Below are 23,206 nucleotides of genomic sequence, written 5' to 3' on the forward strand. Positions count from 1 at the left end.
AAAGCGTGGTCGAAAGAAAAAGACCAAGGTACTAAATCTAATTGACAGACTTGTGAATTACAAGGCATCAGTCTGCTTATTTATAAAGAATCTCTGTGTTCCGTTTGATAATAACCTTGCGGAACGTGATTTGCGCATGATTAAGGTTAAAACCAAGGTCTCAGGATGTTTTCGCAGTGAGGAAGGCGCACAGGAATATCTTACAATCATGAGCTATATTGGGACTGCTCATAAGCATGGAATAAATGCTTTTACAGCAATCAGAGAAGCCCTTTTAGGGAATTCCGATATCATCTTTAACTAATGGAGTTCTGAACAGTTACCAAAAAACAAAAAAATCGCTCGCACTTATTGTTATTATGCTTCACAGCAGTACTTCTGGGGATGAGTCTATTTTCGATTTCAGTACATGCGCAGGAAAGGGAGACGCTCCGGGTTGCATTTTATCCGTTGGAAGGCTTTTTTGAGTATGACGAAAACGGTGACGAGACCGGATACGGAGTTGATCTGCTGAATAAGATTACCGAGTATTCTGGAATCCGGTTTCAATATGTGAAGGCGGACTCCTGGGAGGATACGAAGAAGATGCTGCTGGAGGGCAGAGCGGATATCAGGATGCCGGCAACCACACCGCAGACACCGTCGACTACGTTGGGATATTCCGAGAATGCGATCGCTTCGACCAGCCATGTTCTCATGACGCTGAAATCCAGAGAAGATCTTTTCTTCGAGGATTACGATACCTTCCGACAACTCAAAATCGGAATCACTCACAGCATGCACAACAATCTTTCAAATGGTGAGATACACTCAGACATTGGTCTGGAGGATGAGAATCTGGTTTTCTATGATACGGTTGAGGAAGAGAAAGCTGCGCTGGAGGCTGGGAATATTGATGCCTTCATCTCAAATATTATGGATATGGACAGAAATATGAAGCTGTTGGTACAGCTGGATTCAGTGCCGAACTACATGAGCATGACCATCGGAAATCCAAATCTGTTGGTGCTGGATAATGTGGTTTCACAGATTACCATGGAGAATCCCTATTATCTGCAGGAGTTATACCTCAAGTGGTTTCCGGAGCGCAGCAGTATTCCACTCACAAAAGAAGAGACCGCGTATCTGCAGAGCCTGGGAAAGCTGACCTTTGCATTTCGGGATGGGGAAGGCTATTTCTCCATGAAGGATGAGGATGGAAAATACGTCGGGTTCTACCCGGAGATTGCGCAGTACCTCTGCAATCAGCTGGAGGTTACCTGCGAACAGGTTTCAGCAGAGGATGCGGCGGAGCTGGAGACGGTCATTTACCCGGAGTATTACTTTGATTATGAGTGGGCGGACAAGAATAATATAAGCATTTCCCTGCCATACTTCACGCAGAGATATTATAGTGTGAGCAAGCGGAACACCACGATCGACAAGGCGTCCAGCCGCGTTGCAATTGTGAAGAATCAGAGAACGACGGAGGATTACATCAGAGATGGTTATCAGAAGGAACAGCTGGTGAACTGCACGGACTATGCGGACTGCATCAGTGCGGTGGAGAACGGCGAGGCGGATATCGCGTTTGTCAGCAGTTACGCGGCAGAATATTATCTTTCGATGTATCGCTATGCGGATCTGAATTACAGTTTAACATCGTATACGAATCAGATATCCCTGGGCGTGAAGGGGGATCTGGAAAGTGTACTGGGCACGGTTCTGGATAAAAAGCTGAACGGGCTGACAGAGGAAGAGAAGGAACGCCTGCTGACAAAGAGCACGAATAATCATCCGAATCAGGATATTCTGCAGGAGTGGGTGGTCAGCCGACCGGCCAGAGCATTTGCAATAGCAGGGGGACTGGGGGCGATCATCGTCGCAGCACTTCTTCTGGCAGCTTTTGCGGACAGAACAAAGAAGCAGAATATTAAGCTGCAGCACGCGACGGATGCGAAGAGCGATTTTCTCTCCAGAATGAGTCATGATATGCGCACGCCGCTGAATGTGATCATTGGCATGAACAAGCTGGCACAGGAAAATGATAACCCGCCGGACACCGACGACTGTCTGCAGAAAATCGAGCTCGCAAGCGAGTTCCTTCTGGGACTGATCAACGATGTGTTGGACATGGAGCGGGTGGAGAATGGTAAAATGGAGCTTCATCTCACGCCGTACTCCGGGTCGGAGTTCCGAAACTATATCGAGACAATTATCGGTCCGCTGTGTGAGCAGAAGAATATCGAGTTTGAATATGCCCGTGACAAGCAGATGGAGTTCGTGGTCATGCAGGACAAGCTGAAGATTAACCGGATTTATTTTAATCTGCTGTCAAATGCGGTGAAGTATACACCGGAAGGCGGGAAAATCATATTCAGCACATCGGTGGAGATGACGGCGGACAACAAGATTGCCATGCTCGTGAAGGTGAGCGACAACGGAATTGGAATGAGTGAGGAATTTCAGAAGCATATGTATGACGCCTTTTCACAGGAAAATCAGGTGATGGCGTCGGTGAGCCAGGGCACTGGACTGGGACTTACGATTGTAAAACGGATGTGCGACCTGATGGGGATGAAGATCACGGTTGAAAGTACCCTTGGAAAGGGCACAACCTTCAGGCTTTATGGGGAATATGAGCTGGCAGAGGAGACGGCGGATGCAGATGCCCTGCACGCGGAGGATGCGCGGCTGAAAGACTTTTCCGTATTAAAAGGGAAAACAATTCTGGTGTGCGAGGATCACATGCTCAATCAGGAGATTGTCCGCAGACTGCTGGAAAAAGCAGGCTGTATCGTGGATCTGGCGGAGGATGGAAGAACAGGGGTCAACAAATTCATTCAGACGCCTGCCGAAACCTATGATGCAATCCTCATGGATATCCGTATGCCGGTCATGAATGGGCTGGAGGCGGCGGAGACAATCCGCACAGCGGACAAAGGGGATGCGCAGATCATTCCGATCATCGCAATGACGGCAAACGCGTACGATGAGGATGTGAAAAAATCTTTCGATGCGGGGATGAATGAGCATCTTGCCAAGCCGATCGATCCGAACAGCATGTATGCGGCGTTGGCGAAACATATTCGGATATATAGAGAAAAGCGCACAAAAGGTGCGGAGAGACATAAAAGTATGACAGAAGGAACACACGAAAATGAACGAGAATAATCTGACAGAAGGAAGTATAGGAAAAACATTGCTGCTTTTCGCAGTTCCGTTTCTGATTGCAAATGTACTGCAGTCACTTTATGGAGCCGTCGATCTGTTTGTGGTCGGAAAATACTGTGGCGCAGAGAGTGTGGCGGCCGTTGCAACGGGAACACAGGTGACCATGATCGTCACAAGTCTGGTCGCAGGACTGACACTGGGAAGTACAATCATCGTCGGACAATATATGGGAAGTCGTGATTATGATTATGTGAAGAAAATTATTGGCACAACATTCACGGCATTTGCCGTTGTTGCGCTTGTGCTCACCGCGGCGATGCTGCTGTTCGAGCGGCCGCTGCTGACGCTGATGCACACGCCGGCGGAATCTTTTGAGCTTACGATGCAGTATGTTGCAATCTGCGCTCTGGGAAATATTTTTATCTGCGGCTACAATTCCATCAGTGCAATTCTGCGAGGATGCGGTGATTCTAAAAGACCGATGATGTTCATCGGGCTGGCCTGTGTGCTCAATATTATTCTGGATTTTGTGCTGGTAAAATATTTCGGCATGGGCGTCAGTGGAACCGCATTGGCGACCGTGATCTCTCAGTCTGTGAGCATGATCACAGCAGTGGTTTACCTGAAGAAAAGAGAATTTCTGTTTGACTTCAGGCCGTCCAGCTTTCGTCCTTATGGGGCAATTGTCCGAAAACTTGCAGCGGTCGGGATTCCAATCTCTTTTCAGGAGCTGATGGTTCGGATTTCTTTTCTCTATCTGACAACGGTGATGAACAGCTGCGGCGTTTATGCGGCGGCAGTTGTGGGAATCAGCAGCAGATATGATGTGTTTGCCATGCTTTCTGCGACGTCTATGAGCAATGCGCTGGCGGCGATCACGGCACACAACATGGGAGCGAAAAAGCCGGAGCGGGCAAGGAAATCCCTGTGGTACGGCATGACATTTGCACTGGCGGCATCGTTGCTATTCTGGGTGTGGGCGCAAGTCAGTCCGGAATCGATGATTGGCGTGTTCTCGAAGGATGAGAATGTGATTGCGGCGGGGGTCCCGTTCTTCAGGTCCTGCAGCTATGATTATATTATGGTGGCAATTGTGTTCTGTCTGAACGGATACCTGAATGGGCGCCAGAAAATAATCTGGACCATGGTGAGCTGCAGTGCAGGCGCACTTCTTTTGAGAATCCCGATGGTATATTATTTCGGGCTGCATTATGCAAATGATCTTGGAATGTTGGGAAAGATCGCCCCGTTTGTCTCCGGGCTCATGGCGTGTTATACGCTGATCTATGTGCTTTATGAGGGAAGACATGATAGAGCCCGTGAATGTGCAGAGCACTGATAAGGTGTCCTGTACGTTTGGGGAAGGTGCGAGAGCGGCATCTGCCTGCGTCAATGTTTGCGAAAAAGTATGAAGAAGGGATTTAAAATGTTGGGTACAAGGAGCAAGGGACTCTCCGCAATAAAAAAATACATAGCATTATTACTTGCTTTTGTAATGATTGCGCTGACTGGAATTACAGGCCGTCAGCTGGTGGTTTCAGCGGCCGGCAAGGGAGAGCTGAAAGCATATTTTCTGAATGTGGGAGAAGGAAATGCCACGCTGCTCGAGAGCGGAGGGCGCTATGCCATGATTGACGGCGGCGTGAATGCGAAATCTTCTTACGTTGTTGCGTATCTGAAAAAACAGGGAGTAACTAAGCTCGACTACGTCATTGCGTCCCATTATGACGCTGACCACATCGCCGGACTGGTCGGTGTGCTGAACGTGTTCGAGGTGGGAGAAGTTCTCGGTCCGGATTACACTGCAGACACAAAGATATACAGGTCCTTTGTGAATATCAGTGACCAGAAGGGGCTTGATATTCGTCATCCGGAGGCTGGTGATGAACTGCGTCTGGGAGATGCCACACTGCATATTGTGGGGCCGACGCATTATGGGCATAAGGACGAGAACGAAGATTCGGTGGCTGTGAAGGTGAGCCTTGGAAAGACGAGCATTCTGATATGCGGTGATGCCGGAGCTGAGAGTGAAGGCGAGATGGTGCGGGGAAAAGAAGACCTTTCGGCGGATCTTTATCTGGTCAATCATCACGGAAGTGAGACTTCTACAAGTCAGACATTTCTGGATAAAGTCAATCCGGCATACGCCGTGATCAGCAGCGGAACCTCCGACAACAACTACAACCATCCGCGTGAGGTGACGCTGCAGCGTTTGAAGGCAAAGAATGTCCAGCTTTACCGGACAGACAAACAAGGAGAGATTCTCGCCACGAGCGACGGGGAAAAGTTTACATTTGCCCAGGAGCCATGCAATGATTTCACCCCGGGCGGTGATGCGGCAGAAGATCAGAAGGCCGGAAATCAGGGAAGTGAAAATCAGAAAGGCGAGGATGCCGGACTGACGGCGCAGGAGGACACGGGTATAGACAACGCTGTGGCGACCTGCGATTATGTGCTCAATACAAAGAGCCGGAAGTTTCATAAACCGGAATGCCAGTCAGTAAAGCGGATGAAGGACAAAAATAAAGAATATTTCACCGGAAGCCGGGACGAATTGATTGAGGACGGGTATGATCCCTGCGGGTCGTGCAAACCGTAGAAATAAAAAAGAAATTCAAAACGGGTACGAAATACCGGAAAAGCAGTGAAGCGCTTTGGTCTATAGATTTCAGAAAGAGCAGTGCCGTCAGCGCAATCGTGTTGGCGGCGTCTCTTCAGATTGAACTTGAGGATGAGGCGGAGAATCTGGAGTTTGAGGAAGAACATCTGCTGGGCAGCAAGCCAATGCAGATAGATGTTCTTGTAGTGAAAAAGCTAAAAGACATTCCAATCAGGAAGAATATCGGGCGGATATTTCGTAAACATAACATAGTTGAGTATAAGAGCCCGGAAGACACATTCAGTTTAAATGATTTTTACAAGGTGTATGGTTATGCCTGTTTTTACCAGTCAGATACGGAGCATGTAGGCGAAATTTTACCGGAAGAACTGACGATCACGATAGTATGTAATCGTTATCCGCGAAAACTGATAAAACATTTACAACAGAGCAGATGCATGGAAGTGAAGAAAAAAGGGAAGGGGATATATTATCTGACAGGTGATCCGATCCCGATACAGATGCTGATTACAAAAGAGCTGTCAATGGAGGAGAATCTGTGGATTCGGAGTTTGAGAACGGATGTTAAATCAGAGAAGGAAATCAATTGTATTTTAAAAGAGTATGAAAAACATAGAAATTTGAATCGATATGAAGCCGCTATGGATGCAATTACCCGTGGAAATGCGGAGAGAATAAGGGAGGTGCAGGGAATGAGCAATCTGATAAGGATATTGTATGAAGAGGAGTTTGAGGAGTTAGAAAAGAAGAAGGCAGAGGAAATAGAGAAAGCAGAAAAGGAAATGGAAAAGGAAATGGAAAAGAAAAATGCGGAGGTTATGAGAAGAGTAGAATTGGAAAAAGAGCGGTTTATGAAATTGTCCAGGCTTCTTTTACAAAGTGGAAAAAGCGAGATGCTTCTTCGGGCAACAACAGATAGTGTGTATTGCAGCGAGTTATACAAGGAATATGGAGTATAGCGGTAAAATGCCCAAAGTGATATTAAGGGGCAGATTTTATCGATAGAAATCCCCCCCCGCCCCGATCAGTGAGACAGCTGATTGGGGCGGGGGTTTTGACAAATCTGCCAGAGAATAATGGAACAACATTGCTTTCTTACAGGAAATCTCTCTTCTCCAACACATTCAGTACATTCCGGCCTTCCTGCACACCGTCGATGATACGTCGTGCGCGGACGCTGTCGCCGATGTTGTAGACTTCGACATCGCGTGGATCAAAGGTAGCTTTCAGCTCCTCCAGGATTGGAGCGTTGGCACGCATTCCAAGGCAGACAAATCCGTAATCAAATGAAAGCTTCTCTTCATTATCACCTTTTTTAACGAGGAAATAGTCGTCGTGCACTTCCAGAAGTGCGGTGCCGGGCATCTGGTTTACACTGTATTTTTTCATCAGTTCTGCGGTGGAGACCTTGGATACCGGATCCAGGTCTTTTCCAATCTGCGGGAGCATCTCCACGATACTTACATTTGCGCCTCTCGGTGCGAAGCACTCTACCACATCAAGACCGACAGCGCCGCCGCCGATGACGACGACATTCTGTCCCTTCATATCGGTCGGGTAGTTTCCGAGATTGTCAATCATATCCTGAATAGAAGCGACCTTGCTCCCTTCTTTTGCCATGGAATCATGCAACCCCTTAATTGGCGGCAGCAGCGGGTTGGAGCCTGTCGCATTTACCACGATGTCCGGTTTGAAGCCTTTGATCAACTCGATGTGGGCCTCAGTGTTGGTAAAGATGAATAGATTCTTCAATGCTTTGGCACGGTTGATCAGGTAATCCGGGAAGTCATACAGTCTCTTTTTATCCGGGATTTTTGAAATCTCTGCGGCAAGTCCTCCCAGATGATCCTGTTTTTCGACAAGGAAGGTGACACATCCGACTTCAGCGGCTGTACATGCGGCTTCCAGTCCGGCGGTTCCGCCACCGATTACAACCACGTTACAAGGCTTGTTGATACGTTTTTTGCGGTAGTCACCACCCTCATTTACGGCAGGGTTGATGGTGCAGCGGATCGGACGGTTGACGCCGATACGGTTTCCGGCACAGCCCACATTACATGAGATACATTTGCGAATCAGGTTTTCGTGGCCTAACTCTACTTTGTTTACCCAGTCCGGATCTGCAATCAGTCCGCGGCCGATACCGATGATGTCTGCGTCGCCGCGATCCAAGATATCCTCGGCAATCTTGGGATTACGGATGTTTCCCATGGTGATGACCGGTTTGCCGAATTTGTCCTTTACAGCCTTGGCCATGTAGGAACGCCATCCGTCTGCCAGATAGTTTGCATCAATCTGGAACTGGATGGAGCTGTTCAGACCCGCGGATACGTCGATGATGTCCGCCTCTTCCTGAAAATATTCCAGAAGCTCTAAAGTGTCTTCCAGCGTGTTGCCGCCTTCTACGAACTCATCGGCGCTGATACGCATCATGATCGGGAATCTGTCCCCGACCTGTTTCCTCACTTCTTTCATAATCATAGAAGCAAATCTTGCACGATTTTGCGGACATCCGCCGAACTCGTCTGTTCTGTTGTTGGTGGTAGGTGACAAGAACTGGCTGATCAGATAGCTGTGACCGCAGTGGATTTCAACCGCATCAAAGCCTGCAACCTGCGCGCGCTTTGCAGCCTCGCCGTATTTTACGACGATGTGCTTGATCTCCTCTTTCGTCAGCGGACGGGGAATCTCGCCGTTTGCCTTGGACGGAATGTTGGAAGCGGATACCGGCTGCATTCCGATTCGGGAGGTCATCGCAGAGGCGCCTGCATGGTTTAACTGGATGGAGATACAGCTGCCGTGTTTGTGCACGGTCTCGCACAATTTATAGAGACGGGGGATGTAATTATCCTGATCGATACGGAGCTGAGTGGTTCCGTTGGAGCCCTGCGGGGAATCTACGCTGGCGTTCTCTACAACAATCAGGCCGGTGCCGCCCTTTGCGCGCTGCTCGTAGTACTGAATGTGCAGGAAACTCATCTCTCCGCTCTGCTCTCCGAAATTGGTACCCATGGGGGTCATACACACGCGGTTTTTCATAGTCATGTTTCTAACTGTTAATGGTGTAAAAATGTTAGGATAATTGCTCATGATTTTTCCTCCGTTTCATGATTGTGATAATAGTGAATGTTAATTTATTAACGACTCTTGATAATTCTATTATAATGGATGAGGAATGATTTAACAAATTGGAAATTTCGTTAATTTCGATAGAGAATAACTATGAATAATGCCCTCGCTTAACATGCAGTCAGCATGAAAAGGAGGGCGTCATTTGAGTGTCCGCTTTACTATCCGTTATATTATCCGTGTTACCGTCTGTTAAAAACGGAAGTGTGATCTTATTCAGTTCGATCAACTGTCTATCGGTCAAAAAACTTTTTCTTGATCGGTTCCACCGGCATATCCTGTCCGGTCCAGATCTTGAAGGAGGCAGCTCCCTGATATAAAAGCATGTACAGGCCATTTGCTGTCCGGCATCCGGCTTCTCTTGCAAGGCGGAGCAGTTTGGTTTCCTCCGGATTGTAGATGACATCGAAGACCATCAGGTCCGGACGGAGCACAGAGGTGTCTGTGATGATGCAGGCATCTGTCTTCGGCGCCATGCCGACAGAGGTTCCGTTTGTCAGGATGGCACTGCTGTTGATCTCGCGGTTCAATATAGAAGGATCTTCGTAATCGTAAAGCGTCACTTTGCAATTGGTCTCATTATTCAGTGTGTCGACCAGATTTTGTGCACGATCCCAGAAAGCATCGCGGATATTGAAGACAGAGATCTCGGTCAGTCCATCCAGTGCGGCCTGGATCAGAATGGCACTGGCGGCACCGCCGGCACCAAGCAGAGTCATCTTTTTTCCTATGATATCAAAACCGGCAGCCTCGCATGCGTGCATAAATCCGGTTCCGTCGGTTGTGTGACCGATAAATTTTCCATTTTCATTTTTTACAGTGTTGACGGCACCTCCGATTTTAGCAGCCGGGGATAACTCGTCGCAGAGTTCACACATCAGGTTTTTGTCCGGCATGGTCAGATTGAACCCGAGGACATTCATTTTGCGAAGTCCCTCGACCACCTCGGGAAGTGTGTCCGTTCCCACATCGAATGCGAGGTAAGTGCAGTCGATATCGAGCTGATTAAATGCCTCGTTATGCATGGCAGGCGAGATGCTGTGTGCGCAGGGCTGTCCTAAAAGGCAGGCGAGTTGTGTGTGACCGGTGATATTGTTTGACATGGTGATTTTCTCCTTTGATGGTGATTTAAAAGTACTGATTACGGCCATTCTCTTCCAAAAAAATGAGCGCCGGATTGTTTCTCAATTATAGTATGTTTCACTCATAAAGTCAACACTTGAATACGTTAAAGTGCTAAAACATAGAGAAAACTTATCAAAAGACAAAAAACTTCAATTGGATTTTATGAGTAACGCTTGATATAATATGCTCATAAGACGTGTTAAAAAATTAACAAGACGATTTATGAAAAAGGAGAAAAAACTATGGCAGAGAGAATTACAGGACATACCGAACTCATTGGATTGATGGCTTATCCGATCAGACATTCCAGCTCACCGGCAATGCAGAACGAGGCGTTTGCAAAACTCGGATATGATTACGCATACCTCGCATTCGAGGTGGATAACGACACACTCGAGGACGCTGTCAAAGGTCTCAGAGCTTTAAAGATGAGAGGATCCAACGTATCCATGCCGAACAAAACAGTTGTTCACAAATATTTAGATGAGCTTTCACCGGCTGCTGAGCTTTGCGGTGCGGTAAACACCATCGTAAATGATAACGGACATCTGACAGGCCACATCACAGACGGAATCGGATTTATGGCTTCTCTGAAAGACAACGACATTGACGTGATCGGCAGAAAGATGACAATCTGCGGAGCCGGAGGAGCAGCCACAGCAATTGAAATCCAGGCCGCACTGGACGGAGTTTCCGAGATTTCTATCTTCAATATCCACGATGAGTTCTGGGACAGAGCCGTGAGCACTGTTGAGAAGATCAACACGAAGACAAACTGCAAGGCTGCACTGTACGATCTGGACGACAAAGACAAGTTGAAAGAGGAAATGGATTCTTCCTACATATTTGTAAATGCGACAGGAGTCGGCATGAAGCCGCTTGAGGGAATGTCGGTCGTACCGGATAAATCCTTCTTCCGCCCGGAACTGATTGTTGTAGATGTACCGTATTCTCCGCTTGAGACAAAGATGCGCTCCATGGCAAAAGAAGTGGGATGCAAGACCATGAATGGTCTCGGCATGATGCTGTTCCAGGGATCAGCTGCATTTGAGCTGTGGACAGGCGAACCGATGCCGATCGAGTACATGAAGGAAATTCTGAATATAAAATATGAATAAATATTAAGTGCAGATGTCGGGGACAGGCTGTCAGAACGCCCGGAGCAGAGGCCTGGATGGAGACCATTTCGGGCAAGGGTTTAGGAAAAAGAGAGGAAATGAAAAACAATGAATAATAAAAGCAAATTTTATCCAAGTGCATTTGTACTTTATTTGAATTATTTTATCCATGGTATCGGATGTTCTGTGCTCGGTCAGGCGGTCATCAAGGAGTCGCTGGTAACGCAGTGGGGACTGTCTGATGTCGGGCTTGTAACCATGGTTGCGGCCGCGCTGGGGCTGGGCCGTCTGATTGCGCTTCCATTTGCCGGACCGTTATCCGACAAGCTGGGAAGAAGAATTGCATCCATTATCGGTGCAGGTTCTTATGCGATTTTTTTCCTGGGGCTGGCATTCTCGCCAAACATGGCGGTTGCCTATGTGGCGGCAGTGCTCGGCGGTATCGCGAACTCCTTCCTGGACTGCGGCGTGATTCCATGCTGTGTTGAGATTCTGGAGCCACGTTCCAGCATGGCAACGATGCTGACGAAATTTTCAATCTCATGCTCACAGCTGTTACTGCCATTTATGATTGGTGCAATTACAGGTGCAAATCTTTCCCTGAATATTTTGCTTTATGTTGCGGGTGCTGCGATTCTTGTGATCGCGGTTGCGGTATTCTTCATTCCACTGCCGGAGGCAGAGAAAAAAGCGGCGGGAGAGAAAACTTCTCTTGTTCAGGATATCAAAAATGCAAATTTCTCGATTGAGAGTATCGCACTGATCCTGATCGGTTTTACGGGAACAGCTACGTTCCAGTTATGGCTGAACTGTGCGCAGGATTTTGCGAAAGAAGTGGTTGGAATCGCGGATCCGAGTAAGATGCAGACCTATTATTCATTTGGTTCACTGGCGGCTATTATCGTGACCACCATCCTGGTAAATAAGATCAAAGGTGTTCGTTTTATCTTCGTGTATCCGTTGATCGCAACTGTGATGATCGCAGCCGTATATTTGCTGCGCACACCGGCCATCTGCTATATCGGTGCAGCAGTGGTCGGATACTCGGCGGGTGCGGTGGTACTCCAGCTCGTGACAGCGACCGCAAATGATCTGTTTCCGCGAATCAAGGGGACGATTACAAGCATTGTCATGATCGCATCCAGTCTGTCGAACTACACCATCCTTTCAGTGGCAGGAAAAATGCAGCCGGCAAATATTCTTGTGATGAATATCGTGATTACAATCATCGGAGTTCTGTTGGCATTATTTGTAAATGTGAGATATAATAAATTATTGGAAAAGGCAGAAGAATCTAAGTAAACGGGCATCTTTCTGACAGGATGTTCTGTAAAAACGATTTTGTAAATATGAGGAGAATGATTATGAAGGCAGTGAAAGTAAGAAACATTACAATCGGCGAAGGCCGTCCAAAAATCTGTGTGCCGATCGTCGGCGTGACAAAGGCAGATATCATTGAGGAGGCAAAGGCGTTTGACAGTATTCCGGTTGACGTTGTTGAGTGGCGTGTGGACTGGTTTGAGGGTGTGTTTGACTTTGCGAAGGTGGAGGACGTACTGAAGGATCTGAGGGCAGCACTCGGTGAGACCCCGATTCTGTTCACATTCCGTACGTCAAAGGAAGGCGGAGAGAAGGCGATCGAAGCAAAAGAGTACACGGCGCTCAATATTGCCGCAGCAAAGAGTGGTTATGTAGATCTGGTGGATGTGGAAGCATTTACCGGTGATGAGTATGTGACGGAGATCGTGGATGAAGCACATAAGGCCGGAGTGAAAGTGGTTGCATCCAACCATGATTTCGGCAAGACCCCGGACAAGGATGACATTGTATCCAGACTGCGCAAGATGCAGGAATTAAATGCAGACATCCCGAAGATCGCAGTGATGCCGCAGTCAAAGAAGGACGTGCTGGTCCTGCTGTCTGCCACAGAGGAGATGGCGACAGAGTACGCTGACAGACCGATCATTACTATGTCCATGGCGGGCACGGGTGTGATCAGCCGTCTTTGCGGAGAAGTGTTTGGTTCCGCACTGACATTTGGAGCGGCAAAGAAAGCTTCTGCACCGGGACAGATCGGTGTAAATGAGCTGGAGCAGGTGCTGGAGATCATTCACAAGAGTATCTAAGCTGCCGGATATTTATGGACATTCATGAATATTCATGAACATGCAGCGAGGCAGACCGTGAGTGCCTGCTTTGCTTCAGAAGATAAATAAGGGTAGTCATAGCGACTGCCCTTTTGTCAAATGTAGTGAGGAGGAGCCCTGCTATCTGTGCAGCAAATGTATGAAGGAAAGGGAAGGGTATATGCGCGTATTAAAATGGCTGAATAAAAATTTCGAAGAATGCCTGATGGTGAGCATCCTGATTGCAATGACCGTGATCATGGGAATACAGGTGTGTGCCAGGTACCTGTTTAACTACTCGCTGTCCTGGACGGAGGAGCTTACAAGGTATCTGTTTGTCTGGGCCGGATTTATCAGTGTCAGTTATTGCACCGTAAAGTGTATCTCCATCAAGATCGAGCAGCTGGTGAGCAGGCTTTCGCCGCGCAGAAAGGCATTTGCAAAGATGATCAATCATACATTTGAATTTTCATTTTTTACGTACATGATTCCTTTTGCATGGAGATATCTGCAGACATCGATTGCCAGCGGGCAGACGAGTGCTGCGTGCCAGATGCCGATGTACGTGGTGCAGGCTGCGCCGTTTGTCTGCTTTTTGCTGGTGGATTTCAGAGTGGCACAGAGATGGTGGATTGAGATGCAGAGAGTGAGGGGGAGAGACAGATGAGTATTATGACGGTTATGATCTTGTTCGTCGTGTGTCTGTTCATCGCGATTCCGGTATCCATTTCGCTGGGAATTGTATCGGTGCTGCCTGGAATTTTTGATTCCAGTTTTACGGCCAGTGCGACTTATGTGATCCGCTCCATGGTGAGCGGGATTGACAGCTTCCCGCTGCTTGCGATTCCGATGTTTGTGCTGTCGGGGATCATTATGGCGCGTGGAGGTGTGTCAAAGAAGCTGTTCGATGTATTTGCATATTTCATTGGAAAGAGAAGGGCCGGTATTCCCTGCGCGGTAATTATCACCTGTCTGTTTTACGGGGCAATCTCAGGCTCGGCTCCGGCGACGGTGGCGGCAGTCGGAAGTATGACGATTCCGATTCTGATCAATCTGGGGTATGACAAAGTATTTTCGGCGGCGATTGTGGCGGTGGCCGGCGGTCTCGGGGTGATTATCCCGCCGAGTATTCCGTACATTTTGTTTGCCATGGCGTCGGGGGAATCGGTCAGCGATCTGTTTATCGCGGGAATTATTCCCGGAGTTCTGATTGCGTTTCTTCTGATGGTGTACACGTATTATTATTGTACAAAACACGGGGAAGATAAAGAAAAAATCAACATGGAAGTGGATGCCCTGCATGAGAAGGGATTGGTGAAGGTCTTGCGGGAGAGCGTGTGGGCGCTACTTACTCCGGTGATCATACTGGGGTGTATCTACGGGGGAATTGCATCCCCGACGGAGGCGGCGGTCATCTCTGTATTTTATGCGCTGATTGTCTGCATCTTCATTTACCGGACGATCAGGCTGAAGGATATCTACAATATTCTGGTTGAGGCGTGCAGAACGTTTGCGCCGCTGCTGTTTATTCTGGTGGCATCGACTGCATTTTCAAGAGTGCTGACTTTGATGCAGGTTCCGCAGACAATCAGTACCTGGATACTCACAACATTTACGGGGAAAGTCGTGATTCTGCTGGTCATCAATTTATTCCTGCTGCTGGTGGGGATGGTGATGGATACCAGCCCGGCGATTCTGATTGTCGCACCGATCCTGATGCCGATCGTGACCGGAATCGGTGTGAATCCGGTACACTTTGGAATCATTATGGTAATCAACCTTGCCATTGGATTTGTGACACCGCCGATTGGTGTAAACCTGTTTGTGGCAAGCTCACTGACGGATATTCCGGTGATGCAGATCGCGAAAAAGGCACTGCCGTTGATTTTGTTTTTCTTTATTGCCCTGCTGCTGATTACATTTATTCCACAGGTCAGTATGGCGTTATTATAGGTGGGGATTCTGCGGAATAAAGGTTCATATTGGGAATGTTCCCGATGGATTATGTTTAGTGCGTGTGGGACATTACGTATAAGGAGGGTAGGCAGATGAAGAGATGGAAAAGTGCGCTGGCGGTAATGGCCGGTCTTGCAGTGATGGCAGGCGTGTATGGGTGTGGAAATAATGCGGAGAACGCAAAAACTGCGGGAGCCGTCACCCAAAAAGCGGAGGTGCAGACCTACGCTTGGCCGCTTGGAACCAGCAGTCCGGAGGACACCGTCACCCAGCAGTTCGGTGAGAAATTCATAGAAGAAGTGACTGAAAAAAGCGATGGAAGGATGAAGATCCAGATTTATCCGAACGGTGTTATCGGAAGTGACCGTGAGCTTTTGGAGAGCTGTGCTGACGGAGATATCCCATTTGTGGTGCAGAACACGGCGCCTCAGGTGAGTTTCATACCGGAGATCGCGGTGTTCGACGCGCCATGTGCATTTGACACGATGGAGGAAGTGCGGGCGGCTGTGGACGACGAAGGGTTCGCGGAGAAACTGCAAAAAGTATACCAGAGCGGCGGCTACTATCTGCTTGGTATGGCGGATCAGGGATTTCGTGTGATGACGACGAACAAGAAAATCGAGACAGTGGCAGACTTTAAAGGTCAGAAAATTCGAACCATGGAGAATGCCAACCATCTGCTTTTTTGGAAGGATCTGAGTGCGAATCCGACGCCCATGACCTTCAGTGAGGTTTATATTGGCCTGCAGCAGCACACCATCGATGCACAGGAGAACCCGTACGAGGTCATTGTGTCAGGAAAACTCTACGAGCAGCAGAAATATGTGGTGCAGACGAACCATCTGCCACACATGATCTCGCTGATCGTGAATGACGATTTTCTGAGGGGCCTCAGTGCGGATGACCAGAAGATCATCAAGGACGCCGCAAAAGAGGCGACAGCGTATGCACGTGCACAGGCAGACGAACGGGTGGAAGACCGTATCAGGACGATGGAGGATGCCGGCTGCGAGATTGTAGAGCTGCCGGAAGAAGTGCACGATAAGATGCGGGAATTGTCAGAGAACGTATACGAAAACATTCGGGAACAGGCGGGGGAAGAGCTGTTGGACGCTTATCTGGAGAAATGATTGAGATCTCAAAAAGGGACAGGGTAAGAGGGAATTGGGGACGTAGCAAAATGACATTTTGCTACGTCCCCAATTCCCTCTTACCCTGTCCCTTTTTGATAATCTGCTTAGTCCCCACTTTGGGGCGAGTGTATGAGCAGCGAGGCGGCAAGGCTGATGCACGAAACAACCGCGCATGTGATCCAGCCGGCTGTCCAATGGCCATTTGTTCCTAATAATACGCCGACAACAGCCGGTGCGACAGGGTTGGGAACGTTGGAGGCACCGGAGCAGAATGCGGTGCCCGCGACATTATCTTTTTCTGCATAGACCATACTGGGAAGTGCCCAAAAGACACCAGCACTCCAGGAGACTCCGAACATCATTGCGCCAGAGACCGTAGCGATAACCATAAAACCGTTATCAGCAACAAACGGAAGGAGTAGCGCAGCGAAGGTAGCCAGAAAATATCCCAGTCCCATGATTCGACTTCGTGTCTTTACGGAATCCGTGGAATGGGGAGCAAAGTGGTCGGATACCGCACCGGCCAGAATTGAGGATACCACAGTTACGATACTGATAATCAGCATCAGCGTTCCGCTGTATTGATACCCGTATCCGATATCCTGAGCATAAATGGACATATCCACGGTGATCGCCTGGGATACCCATGTATTGGCAATCAGTGCAAGAACCAGCAGCCAGGTGATTGGATTATGAACGATGTTACTGTATATATTTGACCGCTTTTCAGTGGCGGTATGGGCATCTGGCTCAAAGGCTTTGTCTTTCGTAATGATGCAGACCGGAATGGCAAAGAGCAGGCACATGCCGCCAATGATATAGAAGGACATCTGCCAACCGAAACTGGGAACCAGAATCCCGGAAATCCAGGCACCGATACCGCCGCCGGCAACAAAGCTTCCATTAAATATGGCAGTCGCAAGTCCTCTGTATTTATCTGGCATCCACAGTGTAATGGAAGATATGTAAAGTGGAAATGCCATTGCATTTAAGCCCTGCATTCCTTTGAAAACGAGCAGCAACGGAAAGCTTCCAAGGTTTACCGCCAGAGGAGTAAGAAACTGAGAACTGATCTGGAAGAACATTCCGAGCATCATTGTTTTTTTTAACCCGAGTTTTTGATAGATAAAACTCGACAGGAACATGGCAGCAACCAGAAGAATAGCCCGTGTTGTATCTGCGTAAAGAACCTGCTGGCGGCTCAGTCCCATTGTGTCAGAAATATCTGAGACAACCATACTGAACTGTGTGACAGCTGCTGGAAATGTAACACCTAGAAGCGAGTAAAATATTACCAGAATCCAAGGGTAAGATTTTTTTTCGCACAATTTCATTACTGATCCTCCTCATTCAGACTTTGAACTGCCCGACGGATGCACTCGAGCCCACCTGTCAGTTGTGCTTTCGGGCAGGCAATATTCAGGCGGATAAAGCCATCACATTTAGGGGAATAGTGTGTTCCGTCCCCTACGGCAGCTCCATATTCGGAAAACAACGTGACCAGTTCACCGCTTGATCTGTGATAATATGTAAAATCCAGCCACATCAGATAAGTGCCTTCTAAGAACGTAACTTTGACGAAAGGCAGGTGTGCTTTCATGAAAGCTACTACTTTTTCAGCATTGGATTTCAGGTGCAGTAGTTGTGCGTCCACCCACTCAGCACCTGTGGAATAAGCATATTTGGTGGCGATGAGCCCAAGCGTGTTGGGACAGAACAAATATCGGCCATAGAGGTAATCCTGGAATGTCTGTCTTAGGTCTGGATTCATAATAATAAAGTTGGATGTTTGAAGTCCGGCGATGTTAAATGTCTTACTTCCGGAGGTGCAGACAACCGCAAAATCATTTTCGTCACACAGGGTTCCGATGGATGTGTGGATGCTGGGCGCGTAGACAATATCCCAGTGGATTTCATCACTGATCAGCAGAACATGATACTCCCGGCATAATTTCCGAACTCTTTCCAATTCTTTACGGCTCCAGACACGCCCAATCGGATTGTGAGGATTACAGAGAATGAAGGCCTTTGCACCGCGTTGGAAGCATTCTTCAAGATGAGCATAGTCCATTGTGTATCGGTTATTTTCATCTGCAATCAGCTCGTTTTTGACGATTGTTCTTCCGGTTGCACGGATGGCAGAGTAGAAGGGATCATACACTGGCGGCTGTACGACAATTGGATCTTCGGGCTGGGTCATGGACTCTAAAACAAAAGCGATTCCTGGAATGATGCCGGAAGTCGGGACGATCCAGTCCTTTTTTATATTCCACTGGTGCCTTACAAGACACCAGTTTATTACTGCGTTGTAATAGGAATCATCCACATCCGTATATCCGATAATTCCGGTTTGAATACCTTTAGAAAGAGCAGCAGTCACAGAGGGGCAGGTTGGATAATCCGCATCGGCGATTGTGAACGGAAGCAATCCGTCATGCCCGAAGTCGGCAGCTTGAAAATCCCATTTTATACAAGCGGAGCCTTTTCTGTTTACAAGTTCATTAAAATCATAGTTTTTCATTTTCGACCTCCCAAAATAGTAAGATTATGATGTTTGGAAAAGAACTGAAATCAGGTTTTGACCAGTTGATGATCAAGAATACGTCATGTCAGTATATAGTTATAACAAAATCACAAACATATCATAAATATAATAAGTTAAAACGATAAAATATGCAATAGTAAATAAAAAAAATTAAAATATATTATATAATATAATAAGTAATGCTTGACTTTGAAAAGATACGTTGTTAGAATTTGATTATAAATTCTTTTTGGGTTTCTCTACTGTATTAGTTACCAGACAGGTGCTCTGCCACAGCCCTGACAACTGAAAGGAGTTTGATATGAGTTACATAGACATGCACTGCGATACGCTGATGGAGGCGTATTTTGCAAAACAGACCAATATGTATGAACTGCCGACAGCAATGGTCGATGTTGCCAGACTTCAGAAAGGAGGATGTATGGCACAGTTTTTTGCAATCTTTCTTCCATGTGAGGACATATGGGACTGGTACAAGGCACCTAAGGTTGACGATGACGCATACATCAGATCCTGTGCCTCCATTTTTCGGGAAACGATTACAGCGAATCCTGCAGCCATCGCATTTGCCAAAAATGATTCTGACATAGAAGAAAATAGCCGACAATCCAAAATTTCCGTATTTCTGACGGTTGAGGATGGCAGAGATGTGAGAGGAGATTTGAACAGATTAAAATCATATTACGATATGGGAGTTCGTCTGCTGTCGCTTACATGGAACGAAAAAAATTGTTTTGGATCACCGAATAGCCGTGATGCGAAAGTTATGAATCAGGGGCTTACAGAATTTGGGAGAGACGCAGTTGAATACATGAATGAGCTGGGAATGCTTGTTGATGTGTCACATTTGTCGGATGGGGGATTTTACGATGTCGCCCAAATCAGCAAAAAGCCATTTGTCGCATCCCATTCCAACAGCAGGGAAGTATGTGGTCATCCACGCAACCTGACAGATGATATGATTCGCACGCTTGCACAAAAAGGAGGCGTGGCAGGATTGAATTTTGGACCAGAATTTCTGGATGACACTTCTGGAAATGAAGCGAGTACAATAAAAAAAATGGTGGAACATATCTCTCATATGATAAATATCGGAGGGATTGAGAGTGTAGCAATTGGAACAGACTTTGACGGAATAGAGGGCAGTTTGGAAATCGGTAGTGCTGATAAGATGCCTATGTTGTTTGCAGAATTGAAGCGTCAGGGGATTCCTGAATCAGGGATTGATAAAATCGCATATCAAAATGTAAGAAGAGTTATTTCGGAGGTACTCATTTAGTACTATTTTGTGCAAGGGCATACTTTATGCAGAGACATCTTTGACAATTCTCACTTTTATTTGTTATACTGAATAACAAGGGGAAGGGGAGTGAAAGAATGATATCCAAGAGCGCAGAACAGCCGTTATATGAGCAGGTACTGAAAAAAATAGAGAGTCAGATTATTGCAGGGGTGTATAAGCAGGGAGATCTGCTTCCAAGTGAGAAGGAGTTGATTGACAATATGGGCGTCAGCCGTATTACCATCCGTAAGGCGCTATCTATTCTGTCCGAGATGGGGCTGATCAAGACGGATAGGGGGCGGGGCAGCGAGGTTCTGTTCAATCCGGAGTTCCTGAAGGACAATGAGAGTTTTGCAGCCGCAGCCGAGGAGTATAAGCACAAGTTTATTGACGCGGAACAGATCCGTCTGATGTTGGAACCGGAGATTGCAAAACAGGTGGCACTTACGATTGATGACGCTCAGATTGAATATCTTCGTGAAATCATAGAAGAAGCAGCCCCGTTGGATTTGCAGACCGATTTCCATATGGCGGTAATTAGGGCTCTGAGAAATGAAACATTGAACCATTTGTTTACAGATCTACTTGAAGAGGAGAACAATCATGCGCCGGCTGGGTTTATTCCTCCGGATCAGCAGATTGGAATTATGGAAACATTTCATGAACAGCACAGGAAGATATTTGAAGCGATTGAGCATCATGACGGTGAGTTCGCCTATTTTTATATGAAGGAACATACACTGTACGTGTCTCAGGTATATGAAGAATATTTTAAGCATTTATAATTGTACGTCCGCTTTATCAGATACATCTCTCATTGTAAGACTTGGAAAAGAGACTGTTATACAAAAACTGTTTTTATTATAAACGGGTTTTGTATAGCAGTTTTTTTATGCGGACAACGAACTGGCCTGTTTCGGGCCTGCTTGGTTTTATGGAGTGGCCTGGGGAGTGGTACAGGGAAGTGAAAAATGATGTAAAGTATTGGTTTGATTGCATACATGTTATGATGTATAATATAGAAAAAGCTGAAAATAACAAAAATCTACTTTGAAAATGAAAAATAATAGCGAAAATACATGGAAAGTATTGAAATGATAGACACAACATGATATACTACATAACAAGTTGAGGAACCTATGAGAATGAGAAAGCGCTTTTGCAGATAGTGGCGTCTGGGAAAGAAAACAAACGAGGAGGATCATTATTATGACTCAAGCAGTACAGAATGTTACCAATATTATTTGGCCCTTTGCCATCATCCTGCTATCTTTTGTGGTGGTGCAGGCGGTCTTATTTATGAAAAATGCATTGAGGTTCAACAAAAAATATAGCCTGTATTCTTCGAAAGACTTAAAGTCGATTGCAAAGAGCAGTGCTGTTTCATCGATCGGCCCATCATTCTCGGTGGTCGTAGTTGTTATCGCAATGATTTCACTGGTAGGTCCGGCGGTTACATTTATGAGAACGGGCGTAATCGGTGCAGCTGATTATGAGCTATGGCTGGCGGATGTTGTTGCCACCGCTATGGGGGTGACTCTTGGCGGAGAAGGATTTACAGAGGCGGTATTCACCTGTGCGATTTTCGGCATGGTTCTGGGCAGTGCACCATATATGCTCAATCTTTTGATTTCCTTGAAACCACTGGATAAGGCAGCAAAAAAAGAAAGTAAGAAGAAACGTTCGTTCATTCCGATTCTGGGTATGACGGCAGAACTCGGTTTTCTGGGATACTGGACATTGTCTACAGCATCCGGCGGTGTTCCGAAGACGGTCGGTATTATTTTTGGACTTCTGAGCAGTATGGCGGTGACCGCAGCGGTCAGGAAAAGCGGAAATGAGAAACTTAATGACTGGGTACTGGGAATTGCACTGATTGGTGGAATGGTGGCAGCCGCAGCTGCGGACACACTTATCGGATAGGAGGCAGAGAAGATTATGAACACAGAGAATATAAATATGCAGGCGAAAGCAGATTCGCCGGAAATGCTTGAGGAATATAACGGTTCCTATTCAAAAAAAGTACATCGTATCGGGCGGGCAACCATGGCGATTGCACTGATACTTTCGTTTCTTCCGGTTCTGTTTTTATATTTTGTGATGGGATACCGGGTTCCGATTTCAACATATATTAATGTTATTTTTGCACTGACTGCACTTTGTATCGGAATGTGGATAACAGAACCATTGATTTGGTATCCGATACTCGGAGCGGCGCCGACATACATGGCATATCTGTCCGGGAATGTGAAAAATATCCGGGTGCCGGTTGCACGTTCAGTTATGAAAAAATACGGAGAGCATTCCGATTCGCCAAGAGGTCAGGTGCTTGCAACATTCAGCGTGGCGATTTCAGTTTTTGTCAACTTATTCATTTTGGCGATTATTGTGTTCACCGGAAGTTATTTTGTACCGCTGCTGCCCCAAATAGTGCTGACCGCGTTAAGCTATGTGGTTCCGGCGCTGATCGGTGCACTGATCTGGTTCCGAATTGAGGAATCCGGATGGCTTAAAACTATGATCTGGGCGATTCCGTCAGTGGTAATTTACATAGCGATTCACGTGATTAACATAGAAGCACTTTCAGATATCGGAGAAGCGATTTCTATCGCAGTGACGATCCTGATTGGATATGTGACGTTCAAGACAAAAAAAGATGACGATCCGGAACCAATGGCAGAAACAAAGTAGGAATATCAAAAAGGGACAGGGTAAGAGGGAATGGGGCTGTCGCACTAGCTGATTAAATTCAGCGGTGCGCAGCTCTTTTTTTCCTACAGAAATGTCCTTTTTATTCCATTTCTGATTCATATTGATTTTTGGGCGTACTTGAACCAGACCTTCTATGAAAAGGTTGTTTTGAATTTTGATAGTTCAAAAATCATGCTGTTTTAAGTTCAAATAAATGCTGTCCTATTTTACCGGATTGTATTTTTCTGTGAAGTTTATTGATGTTATGAGCAATTGCGATCATGGTACTTTCCGCAAGGACATTCACAGTTCCGCGACACAGATATTT

19 protein-coding genes are annotated in these 23,206 nt (G+C 46.9%); 15 read left to right on the forward strand and 4 right to left on the reverse strand.

Annotated elements, in window-relative coordinates; all coding sequences use genetic code 11:
* The 5 genes from BUB85_RS16490 to BUB85_RS16510 all read left to right on the forward strand — a co-directional run.
* On the forward strand, positions 1 to 304 hold a 304-nt coding region (locus BUB85_RS16490), incomplete at its 5' end, for an IS66 family transposase (protein ID WP_143160694.1).
* Positions 305 to 384: 80 nt separating this feature from the next.
* Positions 385 to 3,153, forward strand: coding sequence for a response regulator (locus BUB85_RS16495; RefSeq protein WP_073112519.1), 2,769 nt, complete (start codon positions 385 to 387; stop codon positions 3,151 to 3,153).
* Positions 3,140 to 4,492, forward strand: coding sequence for an MATE family efflux transporter (locus tag BUB85_RS16500; protein ID WP_073112521.1), 1,353 nt, complete (start codon positions 3,140 to 3,142; stop codon positions 4,490 to 4,492). Before BUB85_RS16495 ends, BUB85_RS16500 begins: the two co-directional genes overlap by 14 nt.
* 87 nt (positions 4,493 to 4,579) lie before the next feature.
* Positions 4,580 to 5,752 carry a ComEC/Rec2 family competence protein gene (locus BUB85_RS16505; RefSeq protein WP_073112523.1) on the forward strand — a complete coding sequence of 391 codons (1,173 nt, stop codon included), beginning with the start codon at positions 4,580 to 4,582 and terminating at the stop codon, positions 5,750 to 5,752.
* Positions 5,740 to 6,732 carry a 3-isopropylmalate dehydrogenase gene (locus tag BUB85_RS16510; RefSeq protein WP_143160759.1) on the forward strand — a complete coding sequence of 331 codons (993 nt, stop codon included), beginning with the start codon at positions 5,740 to 5,742 and terminating at the stop codon, positions 6,730 to 6,732. The genes BUB85_RS16505 and BUB85_RS16510 overlap by 13 nt, the downstream gene beginning before the upstream one ends.
* Before the next feature lie 136 nt (positions 6,733 to 6,868).
* Here the strand turns inward: BUB85_RS16510 and BUB85_RS16515 are convergent, their stop codons facing one another.
* Both BUB85_RS16515 and aroE read right to left on the reverse strand, forming a co-directional pair.
* Positions 6,869 to 8,863, reverse strand: coding sequence for an oxidoreductase (locus BUB85_RS16515; RefSeq protein ID WP_330392363.1), 1,995 nt, complete (start codon positions 8,861 to 8,863; stop codon positions 6,869 to 6,871).
* Positions 8,864 to 9,135: 272 nt separating this feature from the next.
* Positions 9,136 to 10,005, reverse strand: coding sequence for a shikimate dehydrogenase (gene aroE / locus BUB85_RS16520; RefSeq protein WP_073112527.1), 870 nt, complete (start codon positions 10,003 to 10,005; stop codon positions 9,136 to 9,138).
* 264 nt (positions 10,006 to 10,269) lie between these two features.
* On the opposite strand from aroE, the gene BUB85_RS16525 reads away from it, so the two are divergent.
* From BUB85_RS16525 to BUB85_RS16550, 6 genes are all read left to right on the forward strand, one after another.
* Positions 10,270 to 11,145 carry a shikimate dehydrogenase gene (locus tag BUB85_RS16525; RefSeq protein ID WP_073112529.1) on the forward strand — a complete coding sequence of 292 codons (876 nt, stop codon included), beginning with the start codon at positions 10,270 to 10,272 and terminating at the stop codon, positions 11,143 to 11,145.
* A 108-nt stretch (positions 11,146 to 11,253) separates the two neighbouring features.
* Positions 11,254 to 12,447 (forward strand): MFS transporter, encoded by a 1,194-nt coding sequence (locus tag BUB85_RS16530; RefSeq protein ID WP_073112531.1) that lies wholly within the window; start codon positions 11,254 to 11,256, stop codon positions 12,445 to 12,447.
* A gap of 62 nt (positions 12,448 to 12,509) precedes the next feature.
* Positions 12,510 to 13,271, forward strand: a complete 762-nt coding sequence (gene aroD, locus BUB85_RS16535) for a type I 3-dehydroquinate dehydratase (protein WP_073112533.1) — start codon at positions 12,510 to 12,512, stop codon at positions 13,269 to 13,271.
* A gap of 181 nt (positions 13,272 to 13,452) precedes the next feature.
* Complete coding sequence (locus BUB85_RS16540) at positions 13,453 to 13,938, forward strand: TRAP transporter small permease (protein WP_073112549.1); 486 nt, start codon at positions 13,453 to 13,455, stop codon at positions 13,936 to 13,938.
* On the forward strand, positions 13,935 to 15,224 hold the full coding sequence (locus tag BUB85_RS16545; RefSeq protein ID WP_073112535.1) for a TRAP transporter large permease: 1,290 nt from the start codon (positions 13,935 to 13,937) through the stop codon (positions 15,222 to 15,224). The genes BUB85_RS16540 and BUB85_RS16545 overlap by 4 nt, the downstream gene beginning before the upstream one ends.
* Before the next feature lie 95 nt (positions 15,225 to 15,319).
* Entirely contained in the window at positions 15,320 to 16,357 is a 1,038-nt protein-coding gene (locus tag BUB85_RS16550; RefSeq protein WP_242945464.1) for a TRAP transporter substrate-binding protein, read from the forward strand.
* A gap of 107 nt (positions 16,358 to 16,464) precedes the next feature.
* Here the strand turns inward: BUB85_RS16550 and BUB85_RS16555 are convergent, their stop codons facing one another.
* Positions 16,465 to 17,694, reverse strand: coding sequence for an MFS transporter (locus BUB85_RS16555; protein ID WP_073112537.1), 1,230 nt, complete (start codon positions 17,692 to 17,694; stop codon positions 16,465 to 16,467).
* Positions 17,694 to 18,881 carry a MalY/PatB family protein gene (locus BUB85_RS16560; RefSeq protein WP_073112539.1) on the reverse strand — a complete coding sequence of 396 codons (1,188 nt, stop codon included), beginning with the start codon at positions 18,879 to 18,881 and terminating at the stop codon, positions 17,694 to 17,696. Before BUB85_RS16560 ends, BUB85_RS16555 begins: the two co-directional genes overlap by 1 nt.
* 325 nt (positions 18,882 to 19,206) lie before the next feature.
* Here BUB85_RS16560 and BUB85_RS16565 point away from each other — a divergent pair, with 325 nt between their 5' ends.
* From BUB85_RS16565 to BUB85_RS16580, 4 genes are all read left to right on the forward strand, one after another.
* Positions 19,207 to 20,184, forward strand: a complete 978-nt coding sequence (locus tag BUB85_RS16565) for a dipeptidase (RefSeq protein ID WP_073112541.1) — start codon at positions 19,207 to 19,209, stop codon at positions 20,182 to 20,184.
* Between the two features lie 98 nt (positions 20,185 to 20,282).
* Positions 20,283 to 20,972: a FadR/GntR family transcriptional regulator gene (locus tag BUB85_RS16570; protein WP_073112543.1), complete on the forward strand. Its 690-nt coding sequence runs from the start codon at positions 20,283 to 20,285 to the stop codon at positions 20,970 to 20,972.
* Between the two features lie 424 nt (positions 20,973 to 21,396).
* Positions 21,397 to 22,110 (forward strand): DUF5058 family protein, encoded by a 714-nt coding sequence (locus tag BUB85_RS16575; RefSeq protein WP_073112545.1) that lies wholly within the window; start codon positions 21,397 to 21,399, stop codon positions 22,108 to 22,110.
* A 15-nt stretch (positions 22,111 to 22,125) separates the two neighbouring features.
* Complete coding sequence (locus BUB85_RS16580) at positions 22,126 to 22,878, forward strand: hypothetical protein (RefSeq protein WP_084534094.1); 753 nt, start codon at positions 22,126 to 22,128, stop codon at positions 22,876 to 22,878.
* The last annotated feature ends 328 nt before the right edge of the window (positions 22,879 to 23,206 follow it).

Source organism: Hespellia stercorisuis DSM 15480 (genome assembly GCF_900142165.1).
GTDB lineage: Bacteria > Bacillota > Clostridia > Lachnospirales > Lachnospiraceae > Hespellia > Hespellia stercorisuis.